At 65.6% G+C, this 26,062-nt stretch carries 18 protein-coding genes; 9 read left to right on the top strand and 9 right to left on the bottom strand.

Annotation, left to right across the window (positions count from 1 at the left end; translation table 11 throughout):
* Positions 1 to 149 precede the first annotated feature (149 nt).
* The 4 genes from Q4S41_RS20875 to Q4S41_RS20860 all read left to right on the top strand — a co-directional run bounded on the left by Q4S41_RS20875 (position 150) and on the right by Q4S41_RS20860 (position 4,382).
* Positions 150 to 1,277 carry a cytochrome-c peroxidase gene (locus Q4S41_RS20875; RefSeq protein ID WP_305033075.1) on the top strand — a complete coding sequence of 376 codons (1,128 nt, stop codon included), beginning with the start codon at positions 150 to 152 and terminating at the stop codon, positions 1,275 to 1,277.
* A gap of 183 nt (positions 1,278 to 1,460) precedes the next feature.
* Positions 1,461 to 1,958, top strand: coding sequence for a hypothetical protein (locus tag Q4S41_RS20870; RefSeq protein ID WP_305033074.1), 498 nt, complete (start codon positions 1,461 to 1,463; stop codon positions 1,956 to 1,958).
* Between the two features lie 23 nt (positions 1,959 to 1,981).
* A complete protein-coding gene (locus Q4S41_RS20865) occupies positions 1,982 to 3,898 on the top strand; it encodes a T9SS type B sorting domain-containing protein (RefSeq protein WP_305033073.1) in 1,917 nt (638 codons plus the stop codon).
* A gap of 100 nt (positions 3,899 to 3,998) precedes the next feature.
* The gene (locus Q4S41_RS20860) at positions 3,999 to 4,382 is read left to right on the top strand and encodes a hypothetical protein (RefSeq protein ID WP_305033072.1); all 384 of its coding nucleotides are present in this window, start codon (positions 3,999 to 4,001) and stop codon (positions 4,380 to 4,382) included.
* 89 nt (positions 4,383 to 4,471) lie between these two features.
* Here the strand turns inward: Q4S41_RS20860 and Q4S41_RS20855 are convergent, their stop codons facing one another.
* The 4 genes from Q4S41_RS20855 to Q4S41_RS20840 all read right to left on the bottom strand — a co-directional run bounded on the left by Q4S41_RS20855 (position 4,472) and on the right by Q4S41_RS20840 (position 8,962).
* Entirely contained in the window at positions 4,472 to 4,939 is a 468-nt protein-coding gene (locus Q4S41_RS20855; RefSeq protein WP_305033071.1) for a hypothetical protein, read from the bottom strand.
* 1,271 nt (positions 4,940 to 6,210) lie between these two features.
* Positions 6,211 to 7,416, bottom strand: coding sequence for a FecR family protein (locus Q4S41_RS20850; protein ID WP_305033070.1), 1,206 nt, complete (start codon positions 7,414 to 7,416; stop codon positions 6,211 to 6,213).
* Between the two features lie 37 nt (positions 7,417 to 7,453).
* Complete coding sequence (locus Q4S41_RS20845; protein WP_305033069.1) at positions 7,454 to 8,158, bottom strand: RNA polymerase sigma-70 factor; 705 nt, start codon at positions 8,156 to 8,158, stop codon at positions 7,454 to 7,456.
* 123 nt (positions 8,159 to 8,281) lie between these two features.
* Positions 8,282 to 8,962 carry a potassium channel family protein gene (locus Q4S41_RS20840; RefSeq protein WP_305033068.1) on the bottom strand — a complete coding sequence of 227 codons (681 nt, stop codon included), beginning with the start codon at positions 8,960 to 8,962 and terminating at the stop codon, positions 8,282 to 8,284.
* A gap of 677 nt (positions 8,963 to 9,639) precedes the next feature.
* Between Q4S41_RS20840 and Q4S41_RS20835 the strand changes: the two genes are divergently transcribed.
* Both Q4S41_RS20835 and Q4S41_RS20830 read left to right on the top strand, forming a co-directional pair.
* Positions 9,640 to 10,731, top strand: a complete 1,092-nt coding sequence (locus Q4S41_RS20835; RefSeq protein WP_305033067.1) for a DUF3500 domain-containing protein — start codon at positions 9,640 to 9,642, stop codon at positions 10,729 to 10,731.
* Positions 10,732 to 10,882: 151 nt separating this feature from the next.
* Positions 10,883 to 11,974 (top strand): DUF3500 domain-containing protein, encoded by a 1,092-nt coding sequence (locus tag Q4S41_RS20830; protein WP_305033066.1) that lies wholly within the window; start codon positions 10,883 to 10,885, stop codon positions 11,972 to 11,974.
* An 85-nt stretch (positions 11,975 to 12,059) separates the two neighbouring features.
* Here the strand turns inward: Q4S41_RS20830 and Q4S41_RS20825 are convergent, their stop codons facing one another.
* From Q4S41_RS20825 to Q4S41_RS20805, 5 genes are all read right to left on the bottom strand, one after another.
* Complete coding sequence (locus tag Q4S41_RS20825) at positions 12,060 to 13,472, bottom strand: DUF3500 domain-containing protein (protein ID WP_305033184.1); 1,413 nt, start codon at positions 13,470 to 13,472, stop codon at positions 12,060 to 12,062.
* A gap of 59 nt (positions 13,473 to 13,531) precedes the next feature.
* Positions 13,532 to 14,809 carry a HupE/UreJ family protein gene (locus Q4S41_RS20820; protein WP_305033064.1) on the bottom strand — a complete coding sequence of 426 codons (1,278 nt, stop codon included), beginning with the start codon at positions 14,807 to 14,809 and terminating at the stop codon, positions 13,532 to 13,534.
* Positions 14,810 to 14,921: 112 nt separating this feature from the next.
* Positions 14,922 to 16,154 carry a hypothetical protein gene (locus tag Q4S41_RS20815; protein ID WP_305033063.1) on the bottom strand — a complete coding sequence of 411 codons (1,233 nt, stop codon included), beginning with the start codon at positions 16,152 to 16,154 and terminating at the stop codon, positions 14,922 to 14,924.
* A gap of 65 nt (positions 16,155 to 16,219) precedes the next feature.
* A complete protein-coding gene (locus Q4S41_RS20810) occupies positions 16,220 to 16,573 on the bottom strand; it encodes an acyl carrier protein (protein ID WP_305033062.1) in 354 nt (117 codons plus the stop codon).
* 116 nt (positions 16,574 to 16,689) lie between these two features.
* Positions 16,690 to 16,869 carry a hypothetical protein gene (locus Q4S41_RS20805; protein ID WP_305033061.1) on the bottom strand — a complete coding sequence of 60 codons (180 nt, stop codon included), beginning with the start codon at positions 16,867 to 16,869 and terminating at the stop codon, positions 16,690 to 16,692.
* A gap of 1,287 nt (positions 16,870 to 18,156) precedes the next feature.
* Between Q4S41_RS20805 and Q4S41_RS20800 the strand changes: the two genes are divergently transcribed.
* The 3 genes from Q4S41_RS20800 to Q4S41_RS20790 form a co-directional block, all read left to right on the top strand.
* Positions 18,157 to 20,376 carry a sensor histidine kinase gene (locus Q4S41_RS20800; protein ID WP_305033060.1) on the top strand — a complete coding sequence of 740 codons (2,220 nt, stop codon included), beginning with the start codon at positions 18,157 to 18,159 and terminating at the stop codon, positions 20,374 to 20,376.
* A gap of 975 nt (positions 20,377 to 21,351) precedes the next feature.
* Positions 21,352 to 24,750, top strand: a complete 3,399-nt coding sequence (locus Q4S41_RS20795; RefSeq protein WP_305033059.1) for an ATP-binding protein — start codon at positions 21,352 to 21,354, stop codon at positions 24,748 to 24,750.
* Positions 24,751 to 25,312: 562 nt separating this feature from the next.
* Positions 25,313 to 26,062, top strand: a 750-nt coding sequence (locus tag Q4S41_RS20790; RefSeq protein ID WP_305033058.1) for a glycine-rich protein, incomplete at its 3' end; no start/stop codon positions are given.

Genomic DNA, 26,062 nt, shown 5'->3' with positions numbered 1-26,062 from the left:
TGTATCTCTCTATTAGCTGCCCCGGCCGGCGTTGTGCGCTCCGCAATGCCCGCGAATGCCGGTGCCAGCCCCTCTGTCTTTAGTGGATATAGTTTATCGAAAGCATTATGCTATTAAGGGTTTCCTCTACTGCCGCCCGGCTTACTTCTGTGCTCGCTGCCGCCGGCCTGCTGCTGGCGGTGGTGGCCTGCCAGAAGGAGGCCGAAACGCCCGCCAACGACTTCACCGCCCTGCCGCTGGTGGCGCCTGCGCCGGCCAACAACGCGGGCAGCCCGGAGAAAATCGCGCTGGGCCGGGCCCTATTCTGGGACCCGGTGCTCTCCGGCGGCAAGGACGTGAGCTGCGCCAGCTGCCACCACCCCGCCAACGGCTACGCCGACGCCATCGACCTTTCCATTGGGGAAAATGGCCAGGGCCTGGGCACCAGCCGCCATTTCCGTACCCCTAATAACATTCCCTTTGTCAAGCGCAACTCGCCGACGGTGCTCAACGCGGCGTTTAACGGCCTGAACGCGGCCGGCGGCATAGACCCGGCCACGGCCCCCATGTTCTGGGATTTGCGCACCCAGTCGCTGGAAGCGCAGTCGTTGCTGCCCGTGGCCTCGCTGGAAGAGATGCGCGGCCACCAGTACGCCGAGGGCGTGGCCCTCGACTCGGTGGTGGCCCGGCTGCGGCGCATTCCGGCGTATGCGGCCATGTTCAGCGCAGCCTTCTCCGAGGCTACGCCCATTACGGCCACCAACATCGGCAAAGCCATTGCCTGCTTTGAGCGCACGCTGGTGGCCACCGATTCGCGGTTTGACCAGTACCTGCGCGGCAATCAGGCGGCCCTCAGCACCCAGGAAATAGCCGGGCTGAATGCCTTCGTGGCCAGCGGCTGCGCCAAGTGCCACAGCGGCCCCATGCTCAGCGACTACCAGCTGCACACCCTCGGCGTGGCCGACAACGGCAAAAACGCCGCCACCGACGCCGGCCCGAACGGCAACTACGCCTTCCGCACGCCCAGCCTGCGCAACGTGGCCCTCACCGCGCCCTACATGCACAGCGGCACGCTGAACACCCTGGCGGCCGTGCTCGATTTCTACGACCCCGGCCGCGGCAACGGCACGCCCAATCCGCACGTGTCGGCCGGGCAGCGCGACCCGCTTTTTCCGGGCCGCGTCAACAACAAGCAAGCCATTATCGATTTCCTGGGCACGCTCACGGCCAGCACCTACGACCGCACCGTGCCCACCGCCGTGCCCAGCGGCCTGCCCGTGGGCGGCAACATCCGCTGAGGCCACTCCACTAATTGCCTTAAAACCCGCCATTTCGCAAAAACAGCCGGTTTTTTCAAAATAAAAGTTGTCGGCGCGTAGGGGTAGCGCCGCCTTTGTGAATCTAGTAGTTGAGCCGCCCAACCGGCGGGAAAGCCCCCGAGGGGCCAGCCACTTTCACCGGGATTATTGCCAACGCCAGCCGTGACGTACCTCACCTATTTCTCCGAATACACGCTGCCATACCAGGGCGTTGCCGCGCGGGTGGTGTGCCAGACCGCGGCGTTCAATCGGGCCCGGGGCCCGGTAGTGTACTGGCTGGTTGCCCTGGCGGATTTCGGCCCGGCCCAAGGACTCCCGCCCCGGGCGTTGGTTACCTACCGCCTGAATCTGGCCAGCCCAGCCGTTGAGCCAGCCCAGGATGCCGCGCCGGTTCTGGGCCGTGCGCCCAACCTGGCCCAGCCGTTGCGGACCACTGAACAACGCCGGAATTACCTGCTGGACTATCAGCAAGCCGTTTATGACGAGATGGAGGCGGGCCGGCTACTGGTCCAGGACGACCAGCCGATGATACCTCTTTCTCTCGCCGAAATCACCCGCGACTTAGCGGGTTGGACGGCCCCGCCGGTGCGTGTGCCCAGCAAGCCGGCCGCTGCTCCAAAACCGGGGCGAAGAGCTGCCCTCAAGCGCCGCGCCGCCTAGTACCCGAATAGCTGTTTTTTCTTATGAAACCCACTTATTCCGCTCCGCTGCGCATTGCGCGGTGGGGGCTGACTGTCCTGCTATTGACTATGCTGGCCGGGCCGGCCTGGGCCACCCACATTGTGGGCGGCGAAATGGACCTGCTGCACCAAACCGGCAGCACCTACACCCTCACGCTGACCTTGTACTTCGACGCCATCAACGGCGACCCCGCCGCCCTCGACCAAAACCTGACGGCGGGCATTTTTGAGAAAGCCACCAACCGCCAAATCACCAGCGTGGTGCTGCCGCTGACCAGCAACACGTTCGTGGGCTACACCAATCCGGCCTGCGCGGTGGGCACGCTCAGCACGCGCAAGCTGATGTATAGCAAAGACATCACCCTCGACGCAGCCACCTACGCCAGCGCCGGCGGTTACTACGCGGCGGTGGAGCGCTGCTGCCGCAACCTGAGCATCAGCAACATCATCAGCCCCGGCGCGGCCGGCCAGACGTTCTACCTGGAGTTTCCGGCCGTGGTGCGCAACGGCGCGGCGTTCATCGACTCCACGCCGCGCATCTTCCCCGCGCTGGGCGACTACGCCTGCCTGAACAACCTGTTCTACTACGATTTTGGCGGGCAGGACCCCGACGGCGACTCCCTGGCCTACGACATGGTGACGCCCCTCAAAGGCCACTCCACGGCCACCAACAACACGCCTGCGCCCGCAGCCGCGCCCTATACCCCCGTGACCTGGACCACCGGCCTGAGCACCGCCAACCAGATACCGGGCGCGCCCGCGCTGGGCATTGATGCGCGCACCGGGCGCCTGACGGTGCGGCCCAACCGCCTGGGCTTGTTCGTGTTCGGGGTGCGCTGCTCGGAGTACCGGCGGGGCGTGAAAATCGGCGAAACGCGCCGGGATTTCCAGCTCTACGTGCTAACCTGCCCCACCAACAACCCGCCCGCGGTGAGCGTGCAGGCCAGCGGCCGCCGCTACCTGGCCGGGCGCGACACCGTGCGCCTGCTGCCCGGCGGCACGCGCTGCCTCACCATTCGCTACACCGACCCGGACCCGAGCTCGACGCTCACGCTCACCGCGCAGCCCGTCAACTTCACCGATGCGGCCACCGCGCCGAGCTTCACCACCAGCACCAGCGGCACGGTGAGCGGCGTCCGCGACACGCTCACGGCCACGCTCTGCTTTCCGGAATGCGCCGATACCAAGGGCAAAGTGTACTTGGTGAACGTGCTGGTGGCCGACAACGGCTGCCCGCTGCCCAAGCGCGACACGGTGCAGGTGGCCTTTATGGCCGCGCCGCCGGTGCTCACCACGCCGGTGCTCACCACCTCGTTTCCGCCGGCCCCGTCGCCCGAAGCCGCGCCCGTGGTGGTGCGCGTGGCCCTGGGGCAGCCCTACACCGCCACGCTGCTCGGCACCGATGCGGCCCCCAATCCGCTGGCATTGAAAGCCACGGGCCGAGGGTTCGACCTAGCCGCCGTGGGCATGCGCTTTAGCGCCGCCAACGGCCCGGGCCGGGCCACGGCCACCTTCGACTGGCTGCCGGCCTGCGGGCTGGCCACGGCCCGCGATACCGGGCTGGTGGTGCAATTCGACCTGGTGCAAAGCGCCGTGTGCAGCCCGAAAACGCTCACCCGCCTCATCCGCTTCGAGGTGGTTCGGCCCAATGATTCGCTGGCTTTTCGCCCGCCCAACATCATCACGCCCAACGGCGACGGGCTCAACGAGTATTTCGCCCTCGACCAGGCCCTGCCGCCCAATTTCTGTGGCAGCCAGTTTGCCGGCGTGCGCATTTTCTCGCGTTGGGGCCAGCAGGTGTACCAGTCGCCGGCGCGCACCTTCCAGTGGCCAGGCGCAGGGGTCGGCGGCGTCTACTACTACCTCGTCACCTTCACCGACGGGCGCCGCTTCAAGGGCTGGCTCGAAGTGCGGCCCTGACCCTTGCCCGGCGCCGGGCCGCCCCGTTTTGCCTCCGTTTTTTTCTCGCTTACCCATTTTTTCAACCTTCATGTTCAACCCCAATCAATCCCCATTTTTTATGAAAAGCCTTGCAAATCGCGCTCGCATATTCGCCACCCTCACTTTACTGGGCCTGAGCGCCAGCACGATGCTCACCGGTTGCTTCGAAAAAGAAGAAAGCACCACCCCCGACAACAGCGTGTGCAACACCGCCGCCACCGTGGTAACGAGTGCCTCCGGCACCCTGGCGCTGCAACTGGCCGACGGCACCATCCTGACCCCCAGCGGCACGAACTGGACCTCGTTCGGCGCCACCGCCGGCCAGCAGGTGACCATCGGCTACTACACCAAAAAAGCCGACTGCGGCAGCTCCAAAACCACCAGCTCGACTGCAACGGCTGAAATTGGCTGCATCACTGCCGTGACCACGACCACGACGCCCACCACGACCGGCGCGAACTAAGCGCCCGCTACATGCTGAAAAGGGCGTCCGGCAACTGCCGGACGCCCTTTTTATTGGTGTCGTATCAAACGGGGCGATGTTTACCCTTTTCAGAACCGCAATCCGAGCTGCAGGCCCGGCCAGAGGCGCAGGAAAGAATGCTCGTCGCTGGAATTGAGCCAGAGCCATTGGTCTTGCCCCAGGCCTTCGCGGGTGCGGCCGTCTTCGCGGCGGCCGGTGGCCAGGTTGAGCGTGGGGCCCCCGATGAGCTGCAGGCGTCCGCCCGACTTGAGCTGCCAGGCCAGCAAGGGCCGCAGCTGGGTGAGTGAGCTGCCCGGCGTTTCCCGGTTGCCGGACAGGAACCACTGCATCACATCGAGGCTGGGGGTGAAGCGCCCCCGGGGCTGGCCCACCGTGCCGAGGCCCACGCCCCCGGCCACCCCGCCGGACTGGCGGCCACCCGGCCCGGCGGCTATCCCCAGGGTCAGGTAAATGCGGGGGAAGCCCACCTTAACGGCCGCATTTAGCGGCAGGCTTTCGCTGCCCCACGCTTCGGCGTGCAGGTAGCTGGGATGCAACAGGCTGGTCAGCGCAAAAGGAGTCTTCGCCGCCGCCGCATTATCCGACCTCGCGGACGGGTTTTGCGCGGCAGGGAGCGCCAGCCCACTTGGTATCGGAAGTGAGGGAGGCAACTCGCCGGAACCCGAAACCGGAGCCGGCATCACCGCTATGGTCGGCAGCAAGGCCACGGGACCTCGTGCCGGAGCTGCGGAAGGGGGCGGCCCCGGTACCCGGGGGCGCACGGCTTGTTCCCGAATATTCGGACGTCCAATGCCGGCGCGTTGCGCACTGGCTGTGGCTCCCCGGGTAAGGGAAGCGGCGGGTGCGGGGACGCGGGCAGATTTGGCGGTGGTGGTACGGGCAGTGTTGGATGGAAGGGCAGACCCAACCGAAGATGGCCGCGTAACGACGCTGCCCTCCGGGCGAACTTCCGAAGGGCGGCCTCGGCCTGGGGTAAGGCCGGATTCCAGTGGTGGTCCCGTTTTGCCGCGCGGGTTTGAAACAATGCCCGTGGCCGAAGAGGATGCCCGCTTGGTAGTGGATACTGGGCGAACAGTCCGAGATTCGGTCCTCGAATTAATGGAGACATCCGTCGGTAGCTGCCTTGCTGGAGCAACTGGAGATGCGCCGGACGTTGGGCGCGTCGTGGCGATGCGATTGCCAGCATTGGCTGGCTCTTTCCGGGCAATTGTTCCTTTGCGCTGTGCTAGTACTGCGGACGCAACGGCCCTTCCTGCGGCCGGTGTTGGGGCAGGTGAGACAACCGGCAAGCTTCCTGTTGCAACGATTTTAGCCGCACTTTTGCTCTCATTCGTAGCGAGAACGGGTAGCGTAGCTGCGGCGGTAGTCGCCCCGCGAGTCTCCTGCGAACCAGCCAGCGGCGCTGGCCGCGTAGATTGGCCATTCACGGCCACCACCCCGGCGGGTATCGCAACTTGCGCGGGCCATAGCACCAGCTGCCCATTCAGCAGCCCAAATGACAAATGCTCGGCCGCCAATACCTCTCCCAGAACCGTGCCCAACGGCCGGGCCGGACCAGCCGGTAAGCGACACGGGTGCGCCACGGGCACCAGCGAGCTGCTGTAGCTTAAGGGCAAGTGGCCCTGGCGCGAAAGCTCGGCTAACACCTCGCCGAGCGGACGGGTGCCCGGAGTGGGGCGCACAAGCCGCGCCAGTACTGGGTCGGTTGGTTGCGCCCACGCCCGCCCAGCGCCTAAGCCAAGCCATAACGCCACCACCAGCAACCGCCAGACATGCCACTGCCGGGAGTTATGCCCACGCGGCTTAATCACGGCCGGAAGGCTGGGTGGCCGGTGCGGAAGCGGCGGGTAGCGCGGCCGGGTGCGCCGCAACCAGCCCCCTGCAGCAGGTAGCCGCCGTGGCCATCGTCCGCCAGTTGGCTGGCCGTGGCGGCTGCCAGCACCGCCAGCACCTGAGCGGGCTGCGGGTGGGGGAACGTTCCGGTGAAGCGGCACTGGCCCAGCCCGGGCGTACTCAGCTGCACGGCGGTGCCGAAATTGGCTTGCAGCGTGCGGGCTACCTGGGCCACGGGCACATCGGCGAAGCGTAGGGTATCGGTCTGCCAGGCTCGGAAATTCGGGTCGGCGGCTGGCTGGCTTTGCAGGCGGGCGGCAATGCGGCCGGGGGCGTCGGCGGCGTGCAGGGCCGCGCGGGTACCCGCCGTGAGCTGCACGCTGTCGGCGGCCGACAGATGGGTGAGCCACACGCGGCCGTGGGTCACGCTGACTTCCACCGAGTCTTCGGCGGCGTAGGCGCGCACGTTGAAGGCGGTGCCCGTGACCCGCACGCGGGCCGTGGCGGTGCTCACGATAAAGGGTCGGTCGGCATTGTGCTGCACTTCAAAATAAGCTTCGCCCGTGAGCTGCACCGCCCGCAGGCCGTGGGCCGGCGCGGGGCCCGCGCCGGTGTAGCGCAGCCGCGAATGGGCGTTGAGCCAGACGGTGCTGCCGTCGGGCAGCCGTATCTGGCGGCGGCCATCGGCACTGGCGTAGCTGACCATGTGCTGTTGCGGCTTGAAAAGCCACGTTCTGGCTAGCACGAATCCGACACCCAGGAGCAGGGCCAGGGAGGCCACCAACTGCCAGCGCCGGGCGGCGGCGCGGCGCTGCAGCGGCCAGATGGGACGGGCGGCGGGCGGCGCCAATGGTTCGGCTGCTGGTTGCGCGGCCGGGGCAGCGGGTGCCGCGGTCACCGGCTCGGTTGCCGGGGCCGGATACGTCGCGGCGGCCATCAGGGGGCGGAAACGCTGCCAGGCGGCTTCCACGTCGGCGGGCGAGAACAGCACCGGGGCGGGCGCGGCCTCGGCGGCCCGCTCCCAGGCGCGGGTGACGGTCGTCAGGATTTGCAGGTGGGTGGGGTCGGCCTGCACCCAGGCGCGCAGGTCCGCCCGCTCGCTGGCCGTCGCTTCGGCAGCCAGGTGGCGGGCCAGCAGCGCCCAGGGGGCATCAACCGGGTCGGGGTAATTCTGCGTCATAATGAATTCAGGCCCGGACACATGCCCGGTATAACTACTAGATACGCGACGGGGGCGTTACCCCCACGCGGCCCCCAAAAATAGCGGGATGGGCGCGCTGGCCGCCGGGCGTCGCGGGGGCGGCAGTGGGCGGGGCGTGCCGGCTGAGCAACGCCAGTCCGCCGCACAGCAGCAGCCCGTACAGGTTTTTCAGCACGCCGGCCAGCTCGCGGCGCAGAATGCGCAGGGCCTTGCCCATCTGATTCTCCACCGTTTTGGGCGAAATTTCCAGGGCTTCGGCAATCTGCTGGTAGCTCATTTCCTCGTAGCGGCTCAGCTCGAACACGATGCGGCACTGGGGCGGCAGCTGCGCCAGGGCCGCAGCCACGGCATCGGCGGCTTCGGCGGCGTGCAGGCCGGCCAGGGCATCGGGCGCGACGGGGGCGGTGTCGGGCGGGGCATCGTCCCAGGCCACCTGGCGCTGGGCGCGCTGCTGGTGGCGCAGGGCCGCGTTCAGGGCCATGCGGTTGAGGTAGGCCCGGTAGGAATCGATGGCCGGCAAGGCCTCGATGCCCTGCCACAGGCGCAGAAATACGTCCTGCAGAATATCTTCTACCACGTCGCGGTCGGGCACCACGCGGTACACCACGGCCCCAAGCGGCGCGTAAAAGGTCTTGAACAATTGTTCGATGAAGGCCGCCGGGTCGGTCTGGCGCAGCTGCGTCAGGCGGGCATTCAGCGCAGCGTCATCGGGAGCGGCCATGCAACGGACTACGAAGAGGAGGCAGGCAGTGGCGAACCCAGGCCGCCCAGCGCCACCAGGAAAAGCATTTCGGACCAATCCGGGCCCGCAATAATAAGCAGGCCGGGCGACTATTTGCGGCGGTTAGCGCTGCGTGTGCTGGCTCACGAGGCGGGCCAGCAAAATGGCCAGAAACAGTTGCCCAAGCACTGCTTCCAGGTTGGCCAGGCTGCGCGCCAGCGGGTGCACCGGCACAATGTCGCCGTACCCGGTAGAGGTGAGCGTGGTGAGGCTGAAATACAGCAGTTCGCCCGGTTTCAGGGCAGCCCCGGCAACAGTGGTGAAGGCTCCGGGCAAGACCGTATTGAGAGCAATAAAGCCGCCCATGAACAGCAGGGCCATGTTCAGGTAAACCACGACGGCCCCCAGCAGCTGGTGCGTGGTGATGCGTTGCGCCTGAAACACGGCCCGGCCCACGGCCAGGGTGATGCTCAGGGTCCCGACCATGCGCAGCAGCAGGCCAATGTATTGGTTCGACCCAACAAAAGTCACCCCGAGCATTGCCGCGACGCAGACCAGGACGAGCCCCCGGAGCATTTTGCTGCGGCGAGGCAACGCGAAGGAGGCGATGAACAGGAGCAGGATTTGCAGCGCGTTCACCGATGCGTAGGTAAGCACGCGGGCGCTGGAAAGGGGCGTGACTACGAACAGCAGCAGCACTTGCCCGAGGAGCAGCACCGTCAGGGAAGGCTCGCGAATCCGGTCCTGCCAGCGCTCCAGTCGTTCGGTGAGGGGAGCAGCAGTTACGGGGTCAGCAGCAGGCATAGGCAACGGGAAGGATTAGACGAGAAACCAGGTGTTTCACGTACCCAAGGCAGGCACCAGGTGCGCGAAGGTGGAGGTAACAAGGCCACAGAAGGCGAAACATATCGACGCAATGCCTCCCCAGCTCTACCAAACCATCCGTCTACGCAGGCGAAATCAAAATGGGCGCCTCTGGGCGGTATTGGGCGCATCAAGCGACAGGCTGGTCGATGAGAAAGGCACAGTGGCCGAATCAAGCACCTTTCCGGGGAGCGGGCCGCCGAGCTTTGCCGGAGTTCGTTTCTGCCCTTCATACCTCCACCAAACTCATACTCTCAACTGATGAAGCTGCCAGCTCACCACCTTGCCGACTCCGATAACGAGCAACTTCGGACTCTGCTGTCCGCCAACGACTTCGCCAAATATCAGGGCCAGCGGACCGCCCTCAAGCGCCAATACCGCTCCGGACGGCGGCCGCCAAAGGCCTAGCTCGGACCCGGCTTCCCACAGATGTGCTTTCAACGAAGTCTTGCGGGGGGGTAGGGGTGTGCAGCCACAAAAGAATGAAGCAGGCCCTGTTTAAAGCCTGTTGTTCTGTTCAGGGCAAAAAGATAAACGTAACTAAATCAGCTAATAAAGCCGTGCGCGGATGCTAACCGGTATACTTCACCCCAACCTTTTCAGCCCCTTGCATCGCCATGCGTATTAAATTCTTCTTGGCCGCCGTAGCCGCTGCGGCCTGCTTTACGGCCTGCTCGAAAGACGACACCGTAACCACCACCAGCAGCAACACGGCCGCCAACCCCGAGCCGATTGCCGTCACCGCGTGCACGTCGGCCACGGGCATCGCCAAGGTCATTTGCCTGGCCGAGGCGTTCAAGTCGCAGCTCGACGCCACGCAGCTCGCCACCGTGCAGCGGACCTACTCGGTGGCCGAAGCCAAAAAATGGTCGAACCTGCCGCAAGGCCTGGTGTCGAGTGCCAACAAGCGCGTGGGCCTGAACTTCGGCGCGATGACCACCACCCAAATTCAGTACGCCAAGGCGCTTATCAAAGAAGTGGCCGGCACCGCGGCCAACGAGGGCTGGGACGAGATTCAGCAAATCATCAACGCCGACGAGTACCTGGCGGCCAACGGCGGCGGCACTACCTACGGCGCGGGCAATTACTACATTGCCCTGCTCGGCACGCCGGCCCTGACGGGCACCTTCGAAATCCAGTTTGGCGGGCACCATTTAGCCGTGTCGCACACCTACAAAGACGGAGTGCTGGTAGGCGCAACGCCCTCGTTCCGGGCCGTGGAGCCGTTTGCGGTGTTTAACTGGAACGGGACCAGCAACCAGCCGCTGGTGCAAGAGAAAGATGCGCTGTCGGCCATGCTCAATGGCCTCTCGTCGAGTGAGCAAACCACCGCCCGGCTAAGCAGTACCTTCAGCGACATTTTGCTCGGGCCGCAGCAGGATGGCGCGTTCCCTGCCACGCCGGTTGGCATCAAAGGCAGCAACCTCTCGGCGGCGCAGAAAGCACTGGTGCTGGCGGCCATCCAAACCTACGTGGGCGATGTAGACGCCGCCGACGCGGCCACCATCATGGCCAAGTACGCCAGTGAGTTAGACAACACCTACGTGTCCTTCTCCGGCACCACGGCCATGACAACCCGCAACGACTACGCTCGGATTGACGGTCCTTCGGTCTGGATAGAGTACACGTGCCAGAACGGCATTGTGCTCTCGCCCACGCACCCGCACTCGGTGTGGCGCGACAAAACCAAAGACTACGGCGGCAACTAACGCACATGACGCGGCAACCAGTCTGCGGGAATACTACCATCAGTCGCCCAGCGGGGCAGCTGATGGTTTTCCGTTTAACAGCCTACCAGCCGCCGGCCCGTCGCTTGGGACCACGCCATTTTTGCAACCCTCCTTCGCCAACTTTGAAGTCATGAAGACCCCCTCCCTGATTACCGGCATGACGCTGCTGCTCCTGCCTGCCTTCTTTGTGCTGCCTCACCTGCGGCCAGCGGTGGCCGGGCCCGCCCGAAAGAGCCCCACCGCAGCCTCCCCGGACTGCGGCTCGGCGAAGGGGCTGGCGAAGGTGATTTGCCTGGCCGACGCGTTCAAAGCCACCCTGACGCCGGACCAGCTAGCGCTAGTGCAGCGGCCCTATGCCAAAGCCGACGCCGCGAAATGGTCGAACTTCCCGCAGGCCTTCTCGCGGCCCCAGCGCGTGGGCCTGCGCTTCGGTTCGCTCAGCGCTACCCAGCTGGCGGCCGCCAAAGCCCTGATGGCGTCGGTGCTCGCCGCTGGGGTGACAAACGAAGGCTACGAGGAGCTGGAAGGCGGCCTGGCGGCCGATACATATCTGGGCGAGGCCACGGGAAAAACCGACACCTTTGGCGCGGGCAATTACCTCCTCGCGTTTCTGGGCACACCCAGCCTCACCGGCCGCTGGGAGCTGCAGTACGGCGGGCACCATTTCGCCTTTGCCAACACCTACCAGGCCGGCAAAATCGTCGGCGTGACGCCCTCCTTCCGCGGGGTGGAGCCGATGACGCCGGTGAAAGCCAACGGCCGCACTTACCAGCCCATGGAACAGGAGCGGCAAGCCTTTGCCGCGCTACTGGGCAGCCTCAGCCCGCCGCAGCAGGCCACGGCCAAACTGTCGACTTCGTTCCGGGACGTGCTTCTGGGGCCGGGCCAGGACGGCCAGTTTCCCGCCACCCGGCAGGGCCTGCGCCTGGGCGAGCTGAGCGCTGCCCAGCAGCAGCTGGCCCTGCAAGCCATTAAGCGCTACGTCAACGACCTCGACCCGGCCACGGCGGCGCCCATCCTGGCCCGCTACACCACCCAGCTGGCCGATACCTACCTGGCCTACGTCGGCAGCGGCACCCTGAGCCAGGGCGACGAATACGTGCGGCTGGACGGCCCAAGTCTCTGGCTCGAATACTCGGCGCAACCCAGCCGGGATTTTCCGGGCACGGTGCACCCACACTCCGTCTGGCGGGACCGAACGAGCGACTACGGGGGCAACTAACCAACCAGAAGTCAAGCAAAAACAGCAGCTCCGACCTTATGGCCGGAGCTGCTGTTTTTGTTAACCGGCTGCGCGTTGGCAGGGCCTATTCCACCACGAAACGGTGGGTGACGGGCTCCTGGCCGTCGGCTTCGAGGCTGAGCACGTAGGTGCCGGGCGCCAAGCCTTGGGTGGACACTTCCACTGACTCGCCGGCAAAGGCGTGGGTGGCGATGGTTTGGCCCAGGACGTTGCGCAGCGTGTACGAGGCCTTGGCGGCCGGTTTGGCCAGCTTCACTTGCAGGCCGCGGCTGCCGGCGGTGGGGTTGGGAAATACCGAGAACGTCTGCGCCGCGGCGGCCGCTTTCGTGCCTAGCGCGGTGGTGTAGGTGCCGTAGAAATTGCCGCCGTAGTCGCGGGCCCGGTCGCGGTACACGGTGTGGTAGTGCACAATGGCCGGGTTTTCGGCTCCCCGCTGCACAACCAGCTCAATCCACACGTTAGGCCCGTCGATGCGGACGTAATCCGAGACGGTGTTGAAGGCCCCGGTGCCCGAATAGGCGATGTAGGTGCTGGCCAGCTGCGACCGGTAGGTGCTCAGCAGCGCCGCTCCGGTGGCGTCGTCCGCGTCCAGCACCCAGGGCGCCATGGCGTCTATCACCAGCTGCTGCTGGGCGGCGCTGAGCTGGCTCACCGGCAAGCCAACCCGCGTGGCCGGAAACTGCCCGTCGCGCTGGGGCCCGATGACAATGTCGTTAAAGGTTTGGGTGAGCCGGGCTGTGGATTGCTGCGCCGTGGTCAGGCCGCTAATCAGGGCCACCATCCCGGCTTGCTCCTGGGCCTGGGGCGCACAGGCCGTGCCGGTGGGCAGCACGTTGGCGTTCGGGGCGGTGTAGGTCAGCGGCTCCACGCCTTCAAACTTGGGGGTGGCACCGGTCACGTTGCCGCCGCCGAAGGTGATGTTGGTCGCCGAATGGTGGCCGCCGCATTGCAGCATCCACGTGCCCGTGGTGCTGGGCGTACCCAGGAAAGCGATGAAGTAAATGTTGCTGCCGAAGATGGCGCTGTTGCTGCCAGCGGACACCAGGTAATCGTCGGCCGTTCGTATCTGCTGAATCTCGTTGAAGCCTTCGTTGGGCAGGGTGCCGGTGGCAGCTTGCACCACGGCCATCGCAGCGGTTCGCTGCGCGGCGGTCAGCGCGTCGAGGCGGATGCCGATGCGCCCGTTGTACCCGGCAATCGGGAAGTTCGACCACTTCACGACATTGGCCGCGTTGAACGTTTGCAGCACGGTGCTCTGCTGCGCGGCGGTGAGCGTGGCCAGGAAGGCGTTGGCCGCGTTCACCACGTCGGAAACGGCGGCGGTGCCTTGTGCTTTTTTAGCGCCCGCAGTGGTCTGGGGAGCTGCTGCAGGTGCCGCAACATAGGTTGGTGCCGCCGCCGGCGCCAACAGCTCGGCTACTTTCTCGTAGGTCGCGGCCGCAAGCAGCAGCGGAGCTACAAACACGAATTTATTCATCACGACTGGGGTAAGGGTTGAACAATAAGACCAAAAAATTGAGGGTGAATAGGTGGGGCTCAGGCGGCGGCCGGAGCCCGGCGGCGCATCCGCCAGTAACTGAGCAGCGCCCCGGCCGCCAAAGCCGCCAACAGCCAAGGCGCCAGGGCCGCCACCCGGGCAATACCCGCTGAAAAAGGCGTGGTGGGCAGCACGGTGCGCTCCAGTATCCACGCCACTGCCGCGATGGCCGCGCCCGCGGCTCCCGCCACGCGCACCGCCGGGTAGGCCGGCGTCTGGCTGAGCAGCAGGAGCCACGGCACCGTCAGGGCGATGACCAGCAATTGCATCAGTTCGATGCCGATGTTGAACCCCAGGATGCTCAACGCCAAGGGGCCGGCCGGTAGGTGCAGGCCCGCGAGCGTGCCGGCAAAGGCCAGGCCGTGCACCAGGCCGAAGCCCGCGGCCACGTAGGCTTCCCGGCCCGGAAACAGCGGCCGCCAGGCATGCACCGCCGACACGAGGATGGACACGGCGATGAGCACCTCCACGGGTTGCGCGGGCAAGCGCACCCAGCCCAGCGCGCCAAGCAGCAGCGTGAGCGAGTGGCCCAGGGTAAAGGCCGTCACAATGGCCAACAGGCGCCACACGCTGTAGCGCACCCCGCCAAAACTCCCCCAGCGCGGCCGGCGCACATCCATGGGGATGCGCCGCCGGTTCATATACCTGTGCTTGTCGTCCAGCAGCAGGGGCGCGGGCAGCAGCAGCACCAATAGAAACAGCAGGTGGTCGGTGCCCTCGGCAATATGGCGCACCCCCAGCCCCACCATGCCCCGGAAGCCGGCCCACCAGCCGCCGCCGGCCCCGCCCTGATTTACCTCCAGTGGGGGAATGACGTTGTTCACCACGTCGAGCCGAATGATGCCCACTTCGGTCAGCGCATCGGCGGCCACGCGGCCCGCCTCCCAGTCGCGCCGCACCGACACCAGCGCCACGTGCGTGACGACCTGGTGCAGGATGACGTCGTAGCGCAGCGTGAACGTGCGCGGGCTGGCCCCGGCCGGCGGTTGCAGCCACAGCTGGGCGGTGAGCTCCTGATAGGGCCCGGTGGCGGTTTGCTCGGCCGCGTGCACCTGCAGCTCGCCCACGCGCACCGTCCACGGCCGGCCGTCCGGGCTAACGGGGCGCACGTGCCGGGCAAGGTAGGCCCGCAACTCAGGGCCGAAGGTGGTCACTACGCTTTGGGGATGCTGAGCGATGTCGTGCCCAAAAGCCGGCTCCAATTCGCTGAGCGGCAGTTGTAACTCGGCGGCCACGCCGCCCGGCTGCAGGTCCAGCACCACCAGGGAGTTGGGCATGGGGTGGGCCGTGCTTTCCCTCAACCCCGTGAATAGCAAAAGCAGCAAGCACCCCCAGCAGGACCGCAGAGATGAGCGAGCGAGAACAGCTAACTGCATACTTACAAAGGATTTAAAACACCTCTCCAAAGTTGAAAAACAGTCCCCGAGAGCCCTGCAGGCCTACGCCGTAGTCCACGGCCAGGTTGGTGCGCGTGTGCTTATTGATGTTCAGGCGCAGGCCCACGCCGGCGGCGGGGGCCACCGCGTCGAACCGCTGGCGGCGGGGCTCCGAGGCACTCTGGGCATTCACGAAAACGACCCCGCCAAGCAGGCCGTTGTGGGTGATGCCGTAGCGGTATTCGGCTTCGGTGTAGAGGAAGCCCTGGCCCCGGTAGCGGCCCTGAATGTAGCCGCGGCCGGTATTGCTGTAGGTATCCCAGCCCGTGCCGGGCAGGTCGAGGAACGGGGCCTGCCCGCCAAAAACAAAGGCGTCGTAGGACCACAGGGCCAGCACATTGCGCGAGCCGGGCCGCAGGCGCAGGTATCGGCGCGCATCGACGATGATGGACTGGTAGTTGGCGTCGCTGCCCAGGGCCCCATTATTTGAGCGCAGCAGCAGGTTCAGGTAGGTGCCGCCCGCCACGGCGTTGATGCCGTTGCTGCGGCTGTCGTAGAGCAGCGTAAGCGCCACGCCCGACGACGTGGAACTGCCCTGCACGCCCTGCCGGTGCTCCGACACGGCCGCCACGGGCCGCTGGTTCTGCTGGCTCGTCACGTCCCAGTGGTAATCGAGCTGGTAGCCCAGGCCCGCGTACAGGCGGGGTCGCACCTGGCGCAGCACGCTCTGGTACAGCCGCAGGTACTTGTAATCCATGGGAATGGCATTGGCTACGGTGGTGTGCATGCCCAGGCCGTAGGTACTTAGCGGGTAGTGCATCAGGCGCCAGTCACCCACTAGGTAGTAGCGGTTGGCAGCGGTCCACACCGAGGAAATGGTGCTGAATACCAACTGGTTGTTCTGGGTGTAAGCCAGCGACGCCACCACGCTCGACATGTTGGCCCCGGGGCGCCGGAAGGCGGTGCTGCTGGCCACCTGGGCCAAGCCGCGCGTGGCCAGCGAATAGCTCACCGCCGGCAGCAGCACCGTGTACCGTCGCCCGGGCGCTACCGCCGCCGTGTCGCGCGCCGAGGAAAGCAGGCGTGGAAAGAGGCGGCGGGCCACGTCGGAAACATCCGTTTCTGGCCGGTGACTGCTGCTATCGGCGGGCATCGGCCGTTGCCCTGTTTCGGCGGTTTGGCCCACGGCGGAACCAGCCGCGAGCAGGCCCGCCACCAGCAACAGGGCCCTTTGGTATCGGCCCATTAAACCTGCGGCAGTCACAATCCTGCCCAAATATTCGGTAGCTGGTGTAGTCAAAATATCAGGTGCTAAACGGCCTGCGATACTTGCTGCGGCACAAACTGGTCCAGGCAATGCAACACATCGGCCACCGTCTGCCATTTGCCAATTTGTTCATCGGGCAGCGTCACCCGGAAGCGGCTTTCCAGACGCATTGCCAGCTCCACAAACTCAAGCGAATCCAGCCCGACTTCATCGCGCAGGTGCATCGTGGGCGTGAGGGGGCGACCTGCTGGCAAATAGGCTTTGATAAGGTCGCTTGCTGCTTCGTGCAGCGGAGATGGTCGGTTGCGGTTGGTAGATGAATAGGGTAGCACCTTGGTTAAGGAAAAAGGGGGTTGAATGAGCGCAATCAACTGTTGCGAGTAAGCCGCCCGCTGCATAGCATGAAAAAACCACGCCGCCAGCGCAAAATCCGGCCGCAAAGCCTGGCCTTTCTTCGCAGAGAAAGGCCAGGCCCCACCAAGCCCGCGGCGGCCACGGAGCCGCCACGGGTATTTTAGCTGGCCCCGCCGGGTTTAGTGGTACCAGTCGTCGTGGTGGTCGTGGTGGTGGTCGTCGTGGTTTTCTTCTGGCAGCCGCCGTTGGGGCCGACATTTTCTTTTTCGCAGCCGAAGCTGCTCATGGAGCACAGCAGCATTGCCGCGCTGGCTAGTCGTAGGAGGGAAGAAATCCGCATAAAAGTTGGAAGAAATGGTGAAAAATGAATCAAACATGGCGGCGCAGGTGCCTTACCTCAGGTAGGGCACCTGCGCCGCACTACCACGGCTCAGCCTGGTGGTTTCCGTGCACCAGCCGCGCTGAACCAGGGTTCTTGTAAAGGGGCAGGTTACTTGCCTTGGCCGCGCAGAAAGACTATTAATCAGCGCAGTGCGGCAGGTCGCTCCGCTCCCCTTTGGTATAGTTAGCATCATGCGACAAGCCGGGACTTGGCGCGCGAGCTCTTCTTACTCGGGTGGCCGCCTCCCAGAAATCCGGACCCGTTTCCGGGAAGCGCGCTTGGCTTGCAACCGGGCATATTCATCGGCTTTCAATACCGTGCGGAGCAGGCCGTCAGTGTCGTCTTCGAAACGTTGCATGGCGGAGCGCTAAATGAGGAGTAGTATGGGGCCGCAAGGCGGGCGCAACCCATTCCTTGCGGTTTTATATCAAAGATGAATGCCTTGGCGGGCCAGGGGCCACGTAATCGGCCGTTTGAATCAGTCACTCGACCAATGCCCGCGATGCCGACTTGGCTGACTCTAAGAGACACGATGTCTTTAATACCCCTATCCGATTTTGGAAATTATTTGAGCCCACTCACGGATTTGCGAGCCAGTACCTGACAACAAACCCATTGCCACGATATCGTGATTCAATTACCAGCACGCTTAAAGGAAACAGGTCTCATCAGCGCCCTAGTAAAGTTGCCGCTCGACGCGAATTGCTCTGGCTTCGATTAACGGGGCTGCCCGCGTTCGTATGCTCATTAGTACAAGCGCAGGCAACTCTTACATAGCACGAGTAGGACCAGAAAGGCACGCCATACGGAGCCGAGGACCAGCATAGCTAACATCATCTAGTAAATGATTAATGCAAAGCATGGCAGTATGGCCAACTGGTTAGTGCCATCATAGTTGACCCATAGTTTATGAGCCAACTTAATCGGCTGGATATTAAATAGCACCTGCCTCCTTCGTGGACAATTCCTGAAAGAGTGAGCACATGCGACTTTTGCCCTCTTTTAACTAAGGCGATGAATGAGCCAGCCCACATGGGGCAGCGTGGATTTGGGAAATAGAATACGAAATCCACCCTTTGCTTAAACTCACGCCCTCGGTCAGCACTGGCATTTCCAACATTGTTGGTTGTCACCCCGGTGGCGGGTAAAAAGCACCCCATTGGGTCGTAGCTTGCCTGTTCAAAGCCCAACTTTCCCTTTAATTCATTCCACTGCCGCGCAGGGCTGGCGGCGTGGCCCTGCCCCATGCGTTACGTTCTGTTGCTGGCGGCCATCTGGCTGCTGGCCCTGCCCGCCCGGGCCACGCCGCGGTCCCCCGCCGACACCGCTGCGCTGCGCATAAATGCCCTGCCCGCCGCCGGCCTGCTGCTACAAAAGGGCTGGCGCTACCACGCCGGCGACGACCCCGCCTGGGCCCAGCCGGGCTTTGATGATAGCGGCTGGGATACGGTTACCGTGGCCCGCAATGGCTTGCCGCTCCCGGTGCGCGCCCGCGCCGGCGCGGGGTGGTTTCGGCTGCGCCTGCGCCTGGTTGATAGCCTGCGGGCCCAGGCGTTGGCACTGCAACTGGCCGAACAATCGGCGGGCCTGGAAGTGTACGCCGATGGCCGCCGCATCGGCCGCTCCGGCATCTTCAGCACCCTCCCCGCCCGGGTGCGGCCCGTCAGCCGCCGGGGCTCGCTGCTGAATATGGACTTGGTTTGGTCCGGCCCTGGGCCGGAACTGCTGTTGGCCGTCCGCTTTGCCCCTTACCGGCCCGCGCTGCCCGGGCGGGCCTGGCGGGTCCCAAGCGAGCATTTAATGGATTTTGAGCTTCGCTTGTGCAAACAGCCGCAGTTGCGCCAGCAAGCGGAGCAAGCGAAAATCGCGGATTCGCTCTCGGCCCTGAAAGCCGGGATGTTCCTGCTGCTCTGCTTGCTGCACGTGGCGTTTTTTCGCCACAACCCGGCCCAACGCGCCAACGCCTACTTCGCCCTGTATGCGCTGCTGGCGGTGGCGGACTATTTGCTCAACGTTCTTTACCCGCCACGCCTTGTATTGGGAGGGACCAGCTTGGTGCTTTCCATCGTCCGGTATGCGGTGCTGTATTTCGGATTTATTGCCGGGTTGCGGGCGCTCTACGCCTTGTTTGGCATGCGGCCCGGCTGGGTGTACGCGGGCCTGTGCCTGTTAGCCGGCCTGTTGGTGCCCTGGCAGGCGTATTCCAACTTGCTCGGCGCCCCCCCCTCTTCCTGGCCCTACCTGAGCGTTTTCGTGGGGACGACGCTGATGCAGATTCGCCTGACGTGGCAAGCCGTGCAGCGTCGCCAACGCGGGAGCCTATTGGTCGGCAGCGGCTTTGCCACGGGCTTGCTGCTGGTGCTGGCGATGGTGGCGCTGGACGCCCTGTTTCCGCAGTGGGCGTCGTTGGACGCTTATCCTCTCATTTACGGGGCGCTGTGGACACTGGCGGGCCTGGCTCCGGTCTTGGCCATTTCGCTGTACCTGGCCCGAGAGTTTGCCCTCGATGCCCAACTGCTGGCAGTCAAGCTGGGCGAAGTCGAACGCCTTTCGGCCCAAACCCTGGCCCAGGAGCAGGAGAAACAAGCCCTGCTGGCCGCTCAAAATGAAACGCTCGAAACGCAGGTGACCCAGCGCACCGGCGAGCTGCAGCGCTCGCTCACCAACCTGCGCGCCACGCAGGCGCAGCTCCTTCAGAAGGAGAAAATGGCCAGCCTGGGCGAACTAACCGCCGGCATCGCCCACGAGATTCAGAACCCGCTCAACTTCGTCAACAACTTCTCCGAAGTCAGCGCCGAGCTGATGAGCGAGCTGGAAGAAGCCCAGGCGGCGGGCGACACGGGAGAGGTAGCGGCCCTGGCCGCCGACGTGCGCCAGAACCTGGGCAAAATCACCGAGCACGGCCGCCGGGCGGCGGGCATTGTGAAGGGCATGTTGGAGCACTCACGCCAAAGCACCGGCGAGCGGGCGCCGACCGACCTCAACCCGCTCTGCGACGAATACCTGCGCCTGGCCTACCAGGGATTGCGGGCCAAAGACAAAAGCTTCAACGCCGCGCTGACAACCGACTTTGCACCGGATTTGCCGCTGGTCGAGGCCGTGGGCGCCGATGTCGGACGGGTGCTGCTCAACCTGTTCAACAACGCGTTCTACGCCGTGCGCCAGCGCCAGCAGACCGGCGAGGCGGGCTACGCGCCCACCGTCGGAGTGGCCACCGAGCGGGTGAACGGCCACGTCGAAATCCGGGTGAGTGACAACGGCCCGGGCATGCCGGCCGCGGTACTGGCCAAGATATTCCAGCCCTTCTTCACCACCAAGCCCACCGGCGAAGGCACCGGACTGGGGCTGAGTCTGAGCCATGATATCATCGCGCAGGGGCACGGGGGCACGCTCCGCGTGGAGAGTCAGGAAGGCCGGGGCACCACCTTCTCCGTGGCCTTGCCCCTGAACGGCGCACCGCACTAGCCGGCATTGTAATAGGCTCGTTTCGCTACTTGGACCCTTTCACTGAACGGTTAATTCCGTTAGTGGAGCTGATGACCTTCACGGTTACGCCCGCTGGTCCCGCCCGCCACTTCTCTGGTCATTAACGCATGTCCTAAGTGTAACTCGCCGCCAAGCTGCAGGGCAGCGGCAAAGCCCGTGTGGCAAGCTCAACTGCTAGGGAAACCCAGAGCTAGGTCCTTAAACAAGCGCAAATCCCTGCCAAAATGCAGCACAAAAGCTCGTTTGTGCGAAATTGGCAGAAATGCGCACATGTTTTGGTGTGGGAATTAGGAGCTTTATGTAAGCATAGATAGCGCCTGTAGGCACATGACTGGCTCCCACAGGGGCAGGACCAACGATGGAGTATGGGTGAGATAGTACCAAGCGTGAAAGCCAGGGCGAAACGGCTCCGGTGAACATTGCCCATTCGTGGGCATCCCCACCCGTTGCCGCCTGCTTTCCTATTTTGACACGCTCGTTATTATAAATGATGAAAACCTTTTCCTCCCCGGCGTTTTACTTCTGTAAAGGCTCCAGCTAGTCCTTCCTGCTCGGTCGGGGGCTGCTGGCCCACCAGACCCCGACTAACAACGTGGGCATCGGCACCACAGCACCCGACGTATCGGCAGTTCTCGACATGGTGAGCGGTAGCGCAGGAAAAGCCGCGGGTGCAGGCGCTGGGAATCCGGTTTGGGCCGAAGCCGCTTGCAAGCGACGCTGGTGCAGAAATCCCGGCGCGCTGCATCGCGGAACACGTAAGCCAGCCGCCGTTCTCTATTGAGCCTGACCGGTGAAAGAGGCGCCGAACAACAAGATTGGGACATATTTTTGACGCCTCTTAGGCCCGAGCACCGCGCTTGTTATGAAGCTGTTATGCACTGTATTATAGAACTGTTCCAGCAGTTGTCTGGTCCGGGCCGCCGAAAAAAGTTGATTCGCAGGCTGTTTGGCGCGTTGCTTCTACTGCCTGGGCTTGCATTCGCCGACGCCCGCCCGGCGGCCCTCGCCCACGACCTGCGCGGTCTGCCGGCCGTGCGCGTGGCCCAAGCCCACGGGGATGCCCGCCACGACTCCCTACAGCGCGCGCCGGCCAGCCGGCGCGCCGATACCCTGCGCCCGCGGCCCCGTTCCCTGGCCCGGCCACCACTCCGGCCCGCCGACCTGGCCCGCCTGCAAGCAGCCCGTGCCCGTTGGCCTGCCGACTCGCTGGCCCGACTGCGGGCGTGCGTGCGCTTGGCGAATGATTTTTTAGCCCTGCATCGCCCCGACTCCGCGTTCTATTACCTGGGGAGAGCTTGGCGGCTGGCCGGTGTCCGGCAACGGAAGCAACTGCCGGTTGAGGTAATAAAGTTGGCTCACACCATCGGGATACAGCACTATTGGCGTGGCAACTACGACAGCGCACTTTACTACTACCGGCAAGCGGCCCGGCAGTTTCGCGTGGCGGGCTTCGACAGCAGTTCGGTGCCATCCCCGGCCACGGCCCAGCCCGCCGCTATCAGCTGGCTGGAAGAAGCCCCGCTGGCCGGTATTCTGGCCAATACCGGCTCAGCCTATCGCGCCTTAGGCCGCTTGCCGCAGGCCCTGCGCTACTACGAGCGGGGCCGGAACCTCTACCAGAAGCAGCACATCTTGGCCGGTATTAGCTGGATGCAGAGCTTGATAGGCGAAACGTACGCGGCCCAGGGTAACTATTCCCAGGCCGAAGTCGCCTATGAGCAGGCGCTGGCCACTGCGCGCCGCTACGAACAGCAACTTCCCGCCGGGGTCGGAGCGGGGGTGATACTGGCCGACGTGTTGCTGAACTATTACCTACCCCTGGTGCTGGAGGGGCACAGCCGCCGGTCGGACGCCGACGCCACCGCCCTGGTTGCCGAAGCCACGGCCATGTTACAGGCGGGGACCTCGCCCGCTGCCCGACGCGCCGACCCCAATGTTGCCCTGCTAATCACGGGCCTCAGCTTGGTGCCGGCGCAACTGGCGCTGCAGGCCGGAGCGCCCGCGAAGGCGGCCCCCTGGCTGGCCCGCGCCCGCGCCTGGCTGCTGCACGGGGTTTCGGCCCACACGACGACGGCCCTTTGGCAGGGCCAGGACTTTGCCTACACGGAGACGCGGGCCTTAACGCTGGGGCTAACCGCTTGGCAGCAGCACGCGGCGCAGCCCGAACGTGCCCGCCGCCTGCTGGCCGAGGCCGTGGCCCTGCTCACCCAAGAAACCCCCACCTCTTCCCAGCGCAAGTCCTGCCAGAAGCTGGCGGGCTTTGCCCTGGCCATGGGAGAGCCGGTCGTCGCGCTGACCTTGTTGCGGCCGCTGCGGCGGAGTTACCAGCAACTACACAGCTCACTGCCCCTGAGCCAAACCACTAAACAGCTGGCACAGGCTTATGCCCGGGTTGACCGCTACGACAGCGCCTACCTGTACGCCTGTCGCACTCAGGGTATCACCGACACGCTGCGGCAGGCCCAGCAGTTTGCGGCCCTAGCCGCGACCGAGGGCCGGTTTCGTGCCCGCGAGCAGGCCACCCAGATTGCCCACCTCACCGAGCGCGAACGCCAGCAGGCCCGCCTGGTGCGCCTGGCCGGGGCCGGGGCCGGGCTGCTGGCCTTGCTGGCGCTGGCCATTTCGCTGGCCTTCTACATCACCCGCCGCCTCAACCGGCGGCTGGCCGTCCAAACCGCCCAACTGCACGCCCAGGCCGAGCGACTGGGCGAGTTGGACGCGGCTAAAAACCAGTTTTTTGCCAACGCCAGCCACGAGTTGCGCACCCCGCTCACGCTGGTGCTGGCGCCCCTCGAAGGGCTGTTGAGCAACCCCGCGCACAAGCTGCCCCCAGCTGCGCGCGCGCCCGTGGCCCTGGCCCACCGCCAAGCCCGGCGCCTGCACGAGCTGGTGAACCGCATTCTGGACCTAACGCGCCTGCAGGCCGGCCGCCTGCCTGTGCAGCCCGAGCCCACGGCCGTAGCACCTTTTCTGCGGCGGGTGGTGGCGTCGTTTGCCCCGCTGGCCGCCGCCCGGGGCCTGGCCCTGCACGGCGCCGAGCCGCTGCCCGAGAAGCTGTTCCTGTTTTTCGACGCCGACAAAGTGGACCAGATTCTGACCAACCTGTTAGGCAACGCCTTGAACCACACCCCCGCCAGCGGTACCGTGCGCCTGACGGCCGTCTTGCCCGCCGCCGACGGGTACTATACCCTGACCGTGTGCGACACCGGCCCCGGCATCGCGCCGGCCGAGCAGGAGCGGGTGTTCGAGCGGTTTTACCAAAGCCCGCAAAGCCAGGCGCAGGGCGGTACCGGTCTGGGCCTGGCCCTGAGCCGCGAGCTGGCCGAGCTGCTGGGCGGCAGGCTCACGCTGAACAGCACGCCGGGCCAGGGCGCCGCTTTCACCCTGCGTTTCCCGGCGGAGGTAGCGACGGACGAGCAGATGCAAGCCCAGCGTGATGCCGTTAAAGCGGCTCGATTTGAGGACGGGGAGGCCGAAGGAACCGGGCGAGCCACCGCAACGGATGCCGTCGCTGCTTCCCCTGCATACTTCTCCCGTCCGCGGGTGCTGGTGGTGGAAGACCAGCCCGACCTGCGCGAGTACCTGGGCGAGCTGCTGTCCTCCACCTGCGAGGTGCTCACCGCCGCCGACGGCCAGGAGGCGCTGGAGCTGCTGAGCCGCGAAGCGCCCGTCGACCTCATCGCCACCGACGCCATGATGCCGCGCCTGAGCGGCACGGAGTTGGTGGCCCGCCTCAAGGCCGACCCCGCGCGGGCCGGCGTGCCCGTGCTCATGCTTACGGCCCGGGCCGATTCGGCCCACCGCCGGACCGCCCTCACCGTGGGCGTGGACGATTACCTGACCAAACCCTTCGCCCCAGCTGAACTGCTGGCCCGGGTGCGCACGCTGCTGGCCCGCCACGACGTGCGCCGCCAATTTGCCGCCCGGCCGGTGGAAGAGGTGAACGAGCCGGCCGCTGTTGCAGTGGCCGCGCTAGTCGCGGCGGAGACAGGCGGGGCCGAAGTTCTAGCTCCGCCGCCAGCCGGGGCGGGCGAACAGCTGGAGCAATGGCAGGCGCGCGTGGCCGCGCACTTGGCCGATGAGCGGTTTGGCCCGCCCGAGCTGGCCCGCCTGCTGGCCGTGAGCGAGCGCACGCTCTACCGCCGGCTCGGCGAGTTGGCGGGCCTTACGCCCGCGGCCTGGCTGCGTGAAATGCGACTGCACCGAGCCCGGCTGCTGCTCGAAGCGGGCGGCTTCGGCACGGTGGCGGCGGTGGCCGAGGCGGTGGGCTTCGGCTCGGCCCGGAACTTCAGCGACCTCTACGTCGAGCGGTTTGGCCGCCGGCCCAGCGACTACCGTCCCCCCCGTCCTTAGCGCGCCGCGGAGAGCGGCATAGCGCGTCGTACGCCGTCACCCCCGCGCCGGGTGGCGCGCCCGGGAGCGTTGTCGCGCCGCCGGGGGCCAGTTAGGGGCAGCGCGTGAGTGGGGAAAAATGAAAGCACACGCGGGAAATCCCGACAGTGGCAGAAGCAGCGAAGCGGGCCCGCTGGGCACGTGCAATTTTCTGCCAAAATGCAGCTCAGCCTCCAGTTTGTGCAAGATTGGCAGGAATGTGCACACGTGTTGGGCGGAAAAGGAGGAATTTTGTGGGGCAGTTGCGGCCACTGCAGCCACTGCCCCAACACAAAGCCAACGACGGGTTACGGACGCAACAAACCCATGTGGGAAAACCTTAAGAGCGGCAGCCTCGCTGGCCGGGCATTGCCCCCGTGGGCGCACCTGCCGGCCGGCGCTTGCCTTGGTTTTTTGGCATACCTCCTTACAAACCAAGACGCCTTTTTCTCCGCGACGCCGCTGTTCGGCAGCGCCGGCCCCGCTGCCCTCCGCAGTCCCCACCATTCATTCGCTTTTCGCTAATCCCATGTTCCGTTTTCTTATGCAACGTCTCTCCTCTATTTCGGCGCCGTTGCGGCGCGGCGCGGGCCGGGGCCTAGCGCTCCTGGTTGGGCTACTGGCCACTGTACCGCTGGCCGCTCAGGCCCAAACCGGCGGCGTGCGCATCGGCACGGCCGGCACCCCCGACCCCTCGGCCGCGCTCGACGTGAGCAGCACCGCCAAGGGGCTGCTGCCCCCGCGCCTGAGCCAGACCCAGCGCGACGCCATCGCCGCCCCAGCGGCGGGCCTGACCATCTATAATACCAGCACCAGGCTGCTCAACACCTGGAACGGTACCAGATGGGTGGCGGCCCTGGCTGACACCACCCCGCCGCCCGCAACGAGCGTGACGTTTGCCTACACGGGCGGGGTGCAGACCTACACCGTGCCGGCGGGCGTGACGTCGCTGGCCGTGGACATGGCCGGGGCATCCAGCGGGGGCGGGGGCGGGCGGGTGCAGGCCACGCTGGCTGTGACGCCGGGCCAGGTGCTCACCGTGGTGGTGGGCGGAGCCGGGACCGCGGGCGCTGGCGGCTACAACGGCGGCGGTGCCAGTACCTACCAGGATGGCGGCGGCGGGGCCAGCGACATCCGCGCCGGGGGCACGGCCCTGACCAACCGGGTCCTGGTGGCCGGCGGCGGCGGCGGCAGCGGCGACTTTGCGGCTGGTGGCGCGGGCGGCGGCCTGACGGGGGCCACCGGTGGGGCCGGCGGGCTCGGCGGAGGTGGCGGGCTGGGCGGCAGCCAGAGC

Origin of the sequence: Hymenobacter convexus (genome assembly GCF_030580955.1) — a bacterium.
Lineage (GTDB): Bacteria > Bacteroidota > Bacteroidia > Cytophagales > Hymenobacteraceae > Hymenobacter.
This window is presented reverse-complemented; position numbering and strand designations above follow the sequence as displayed.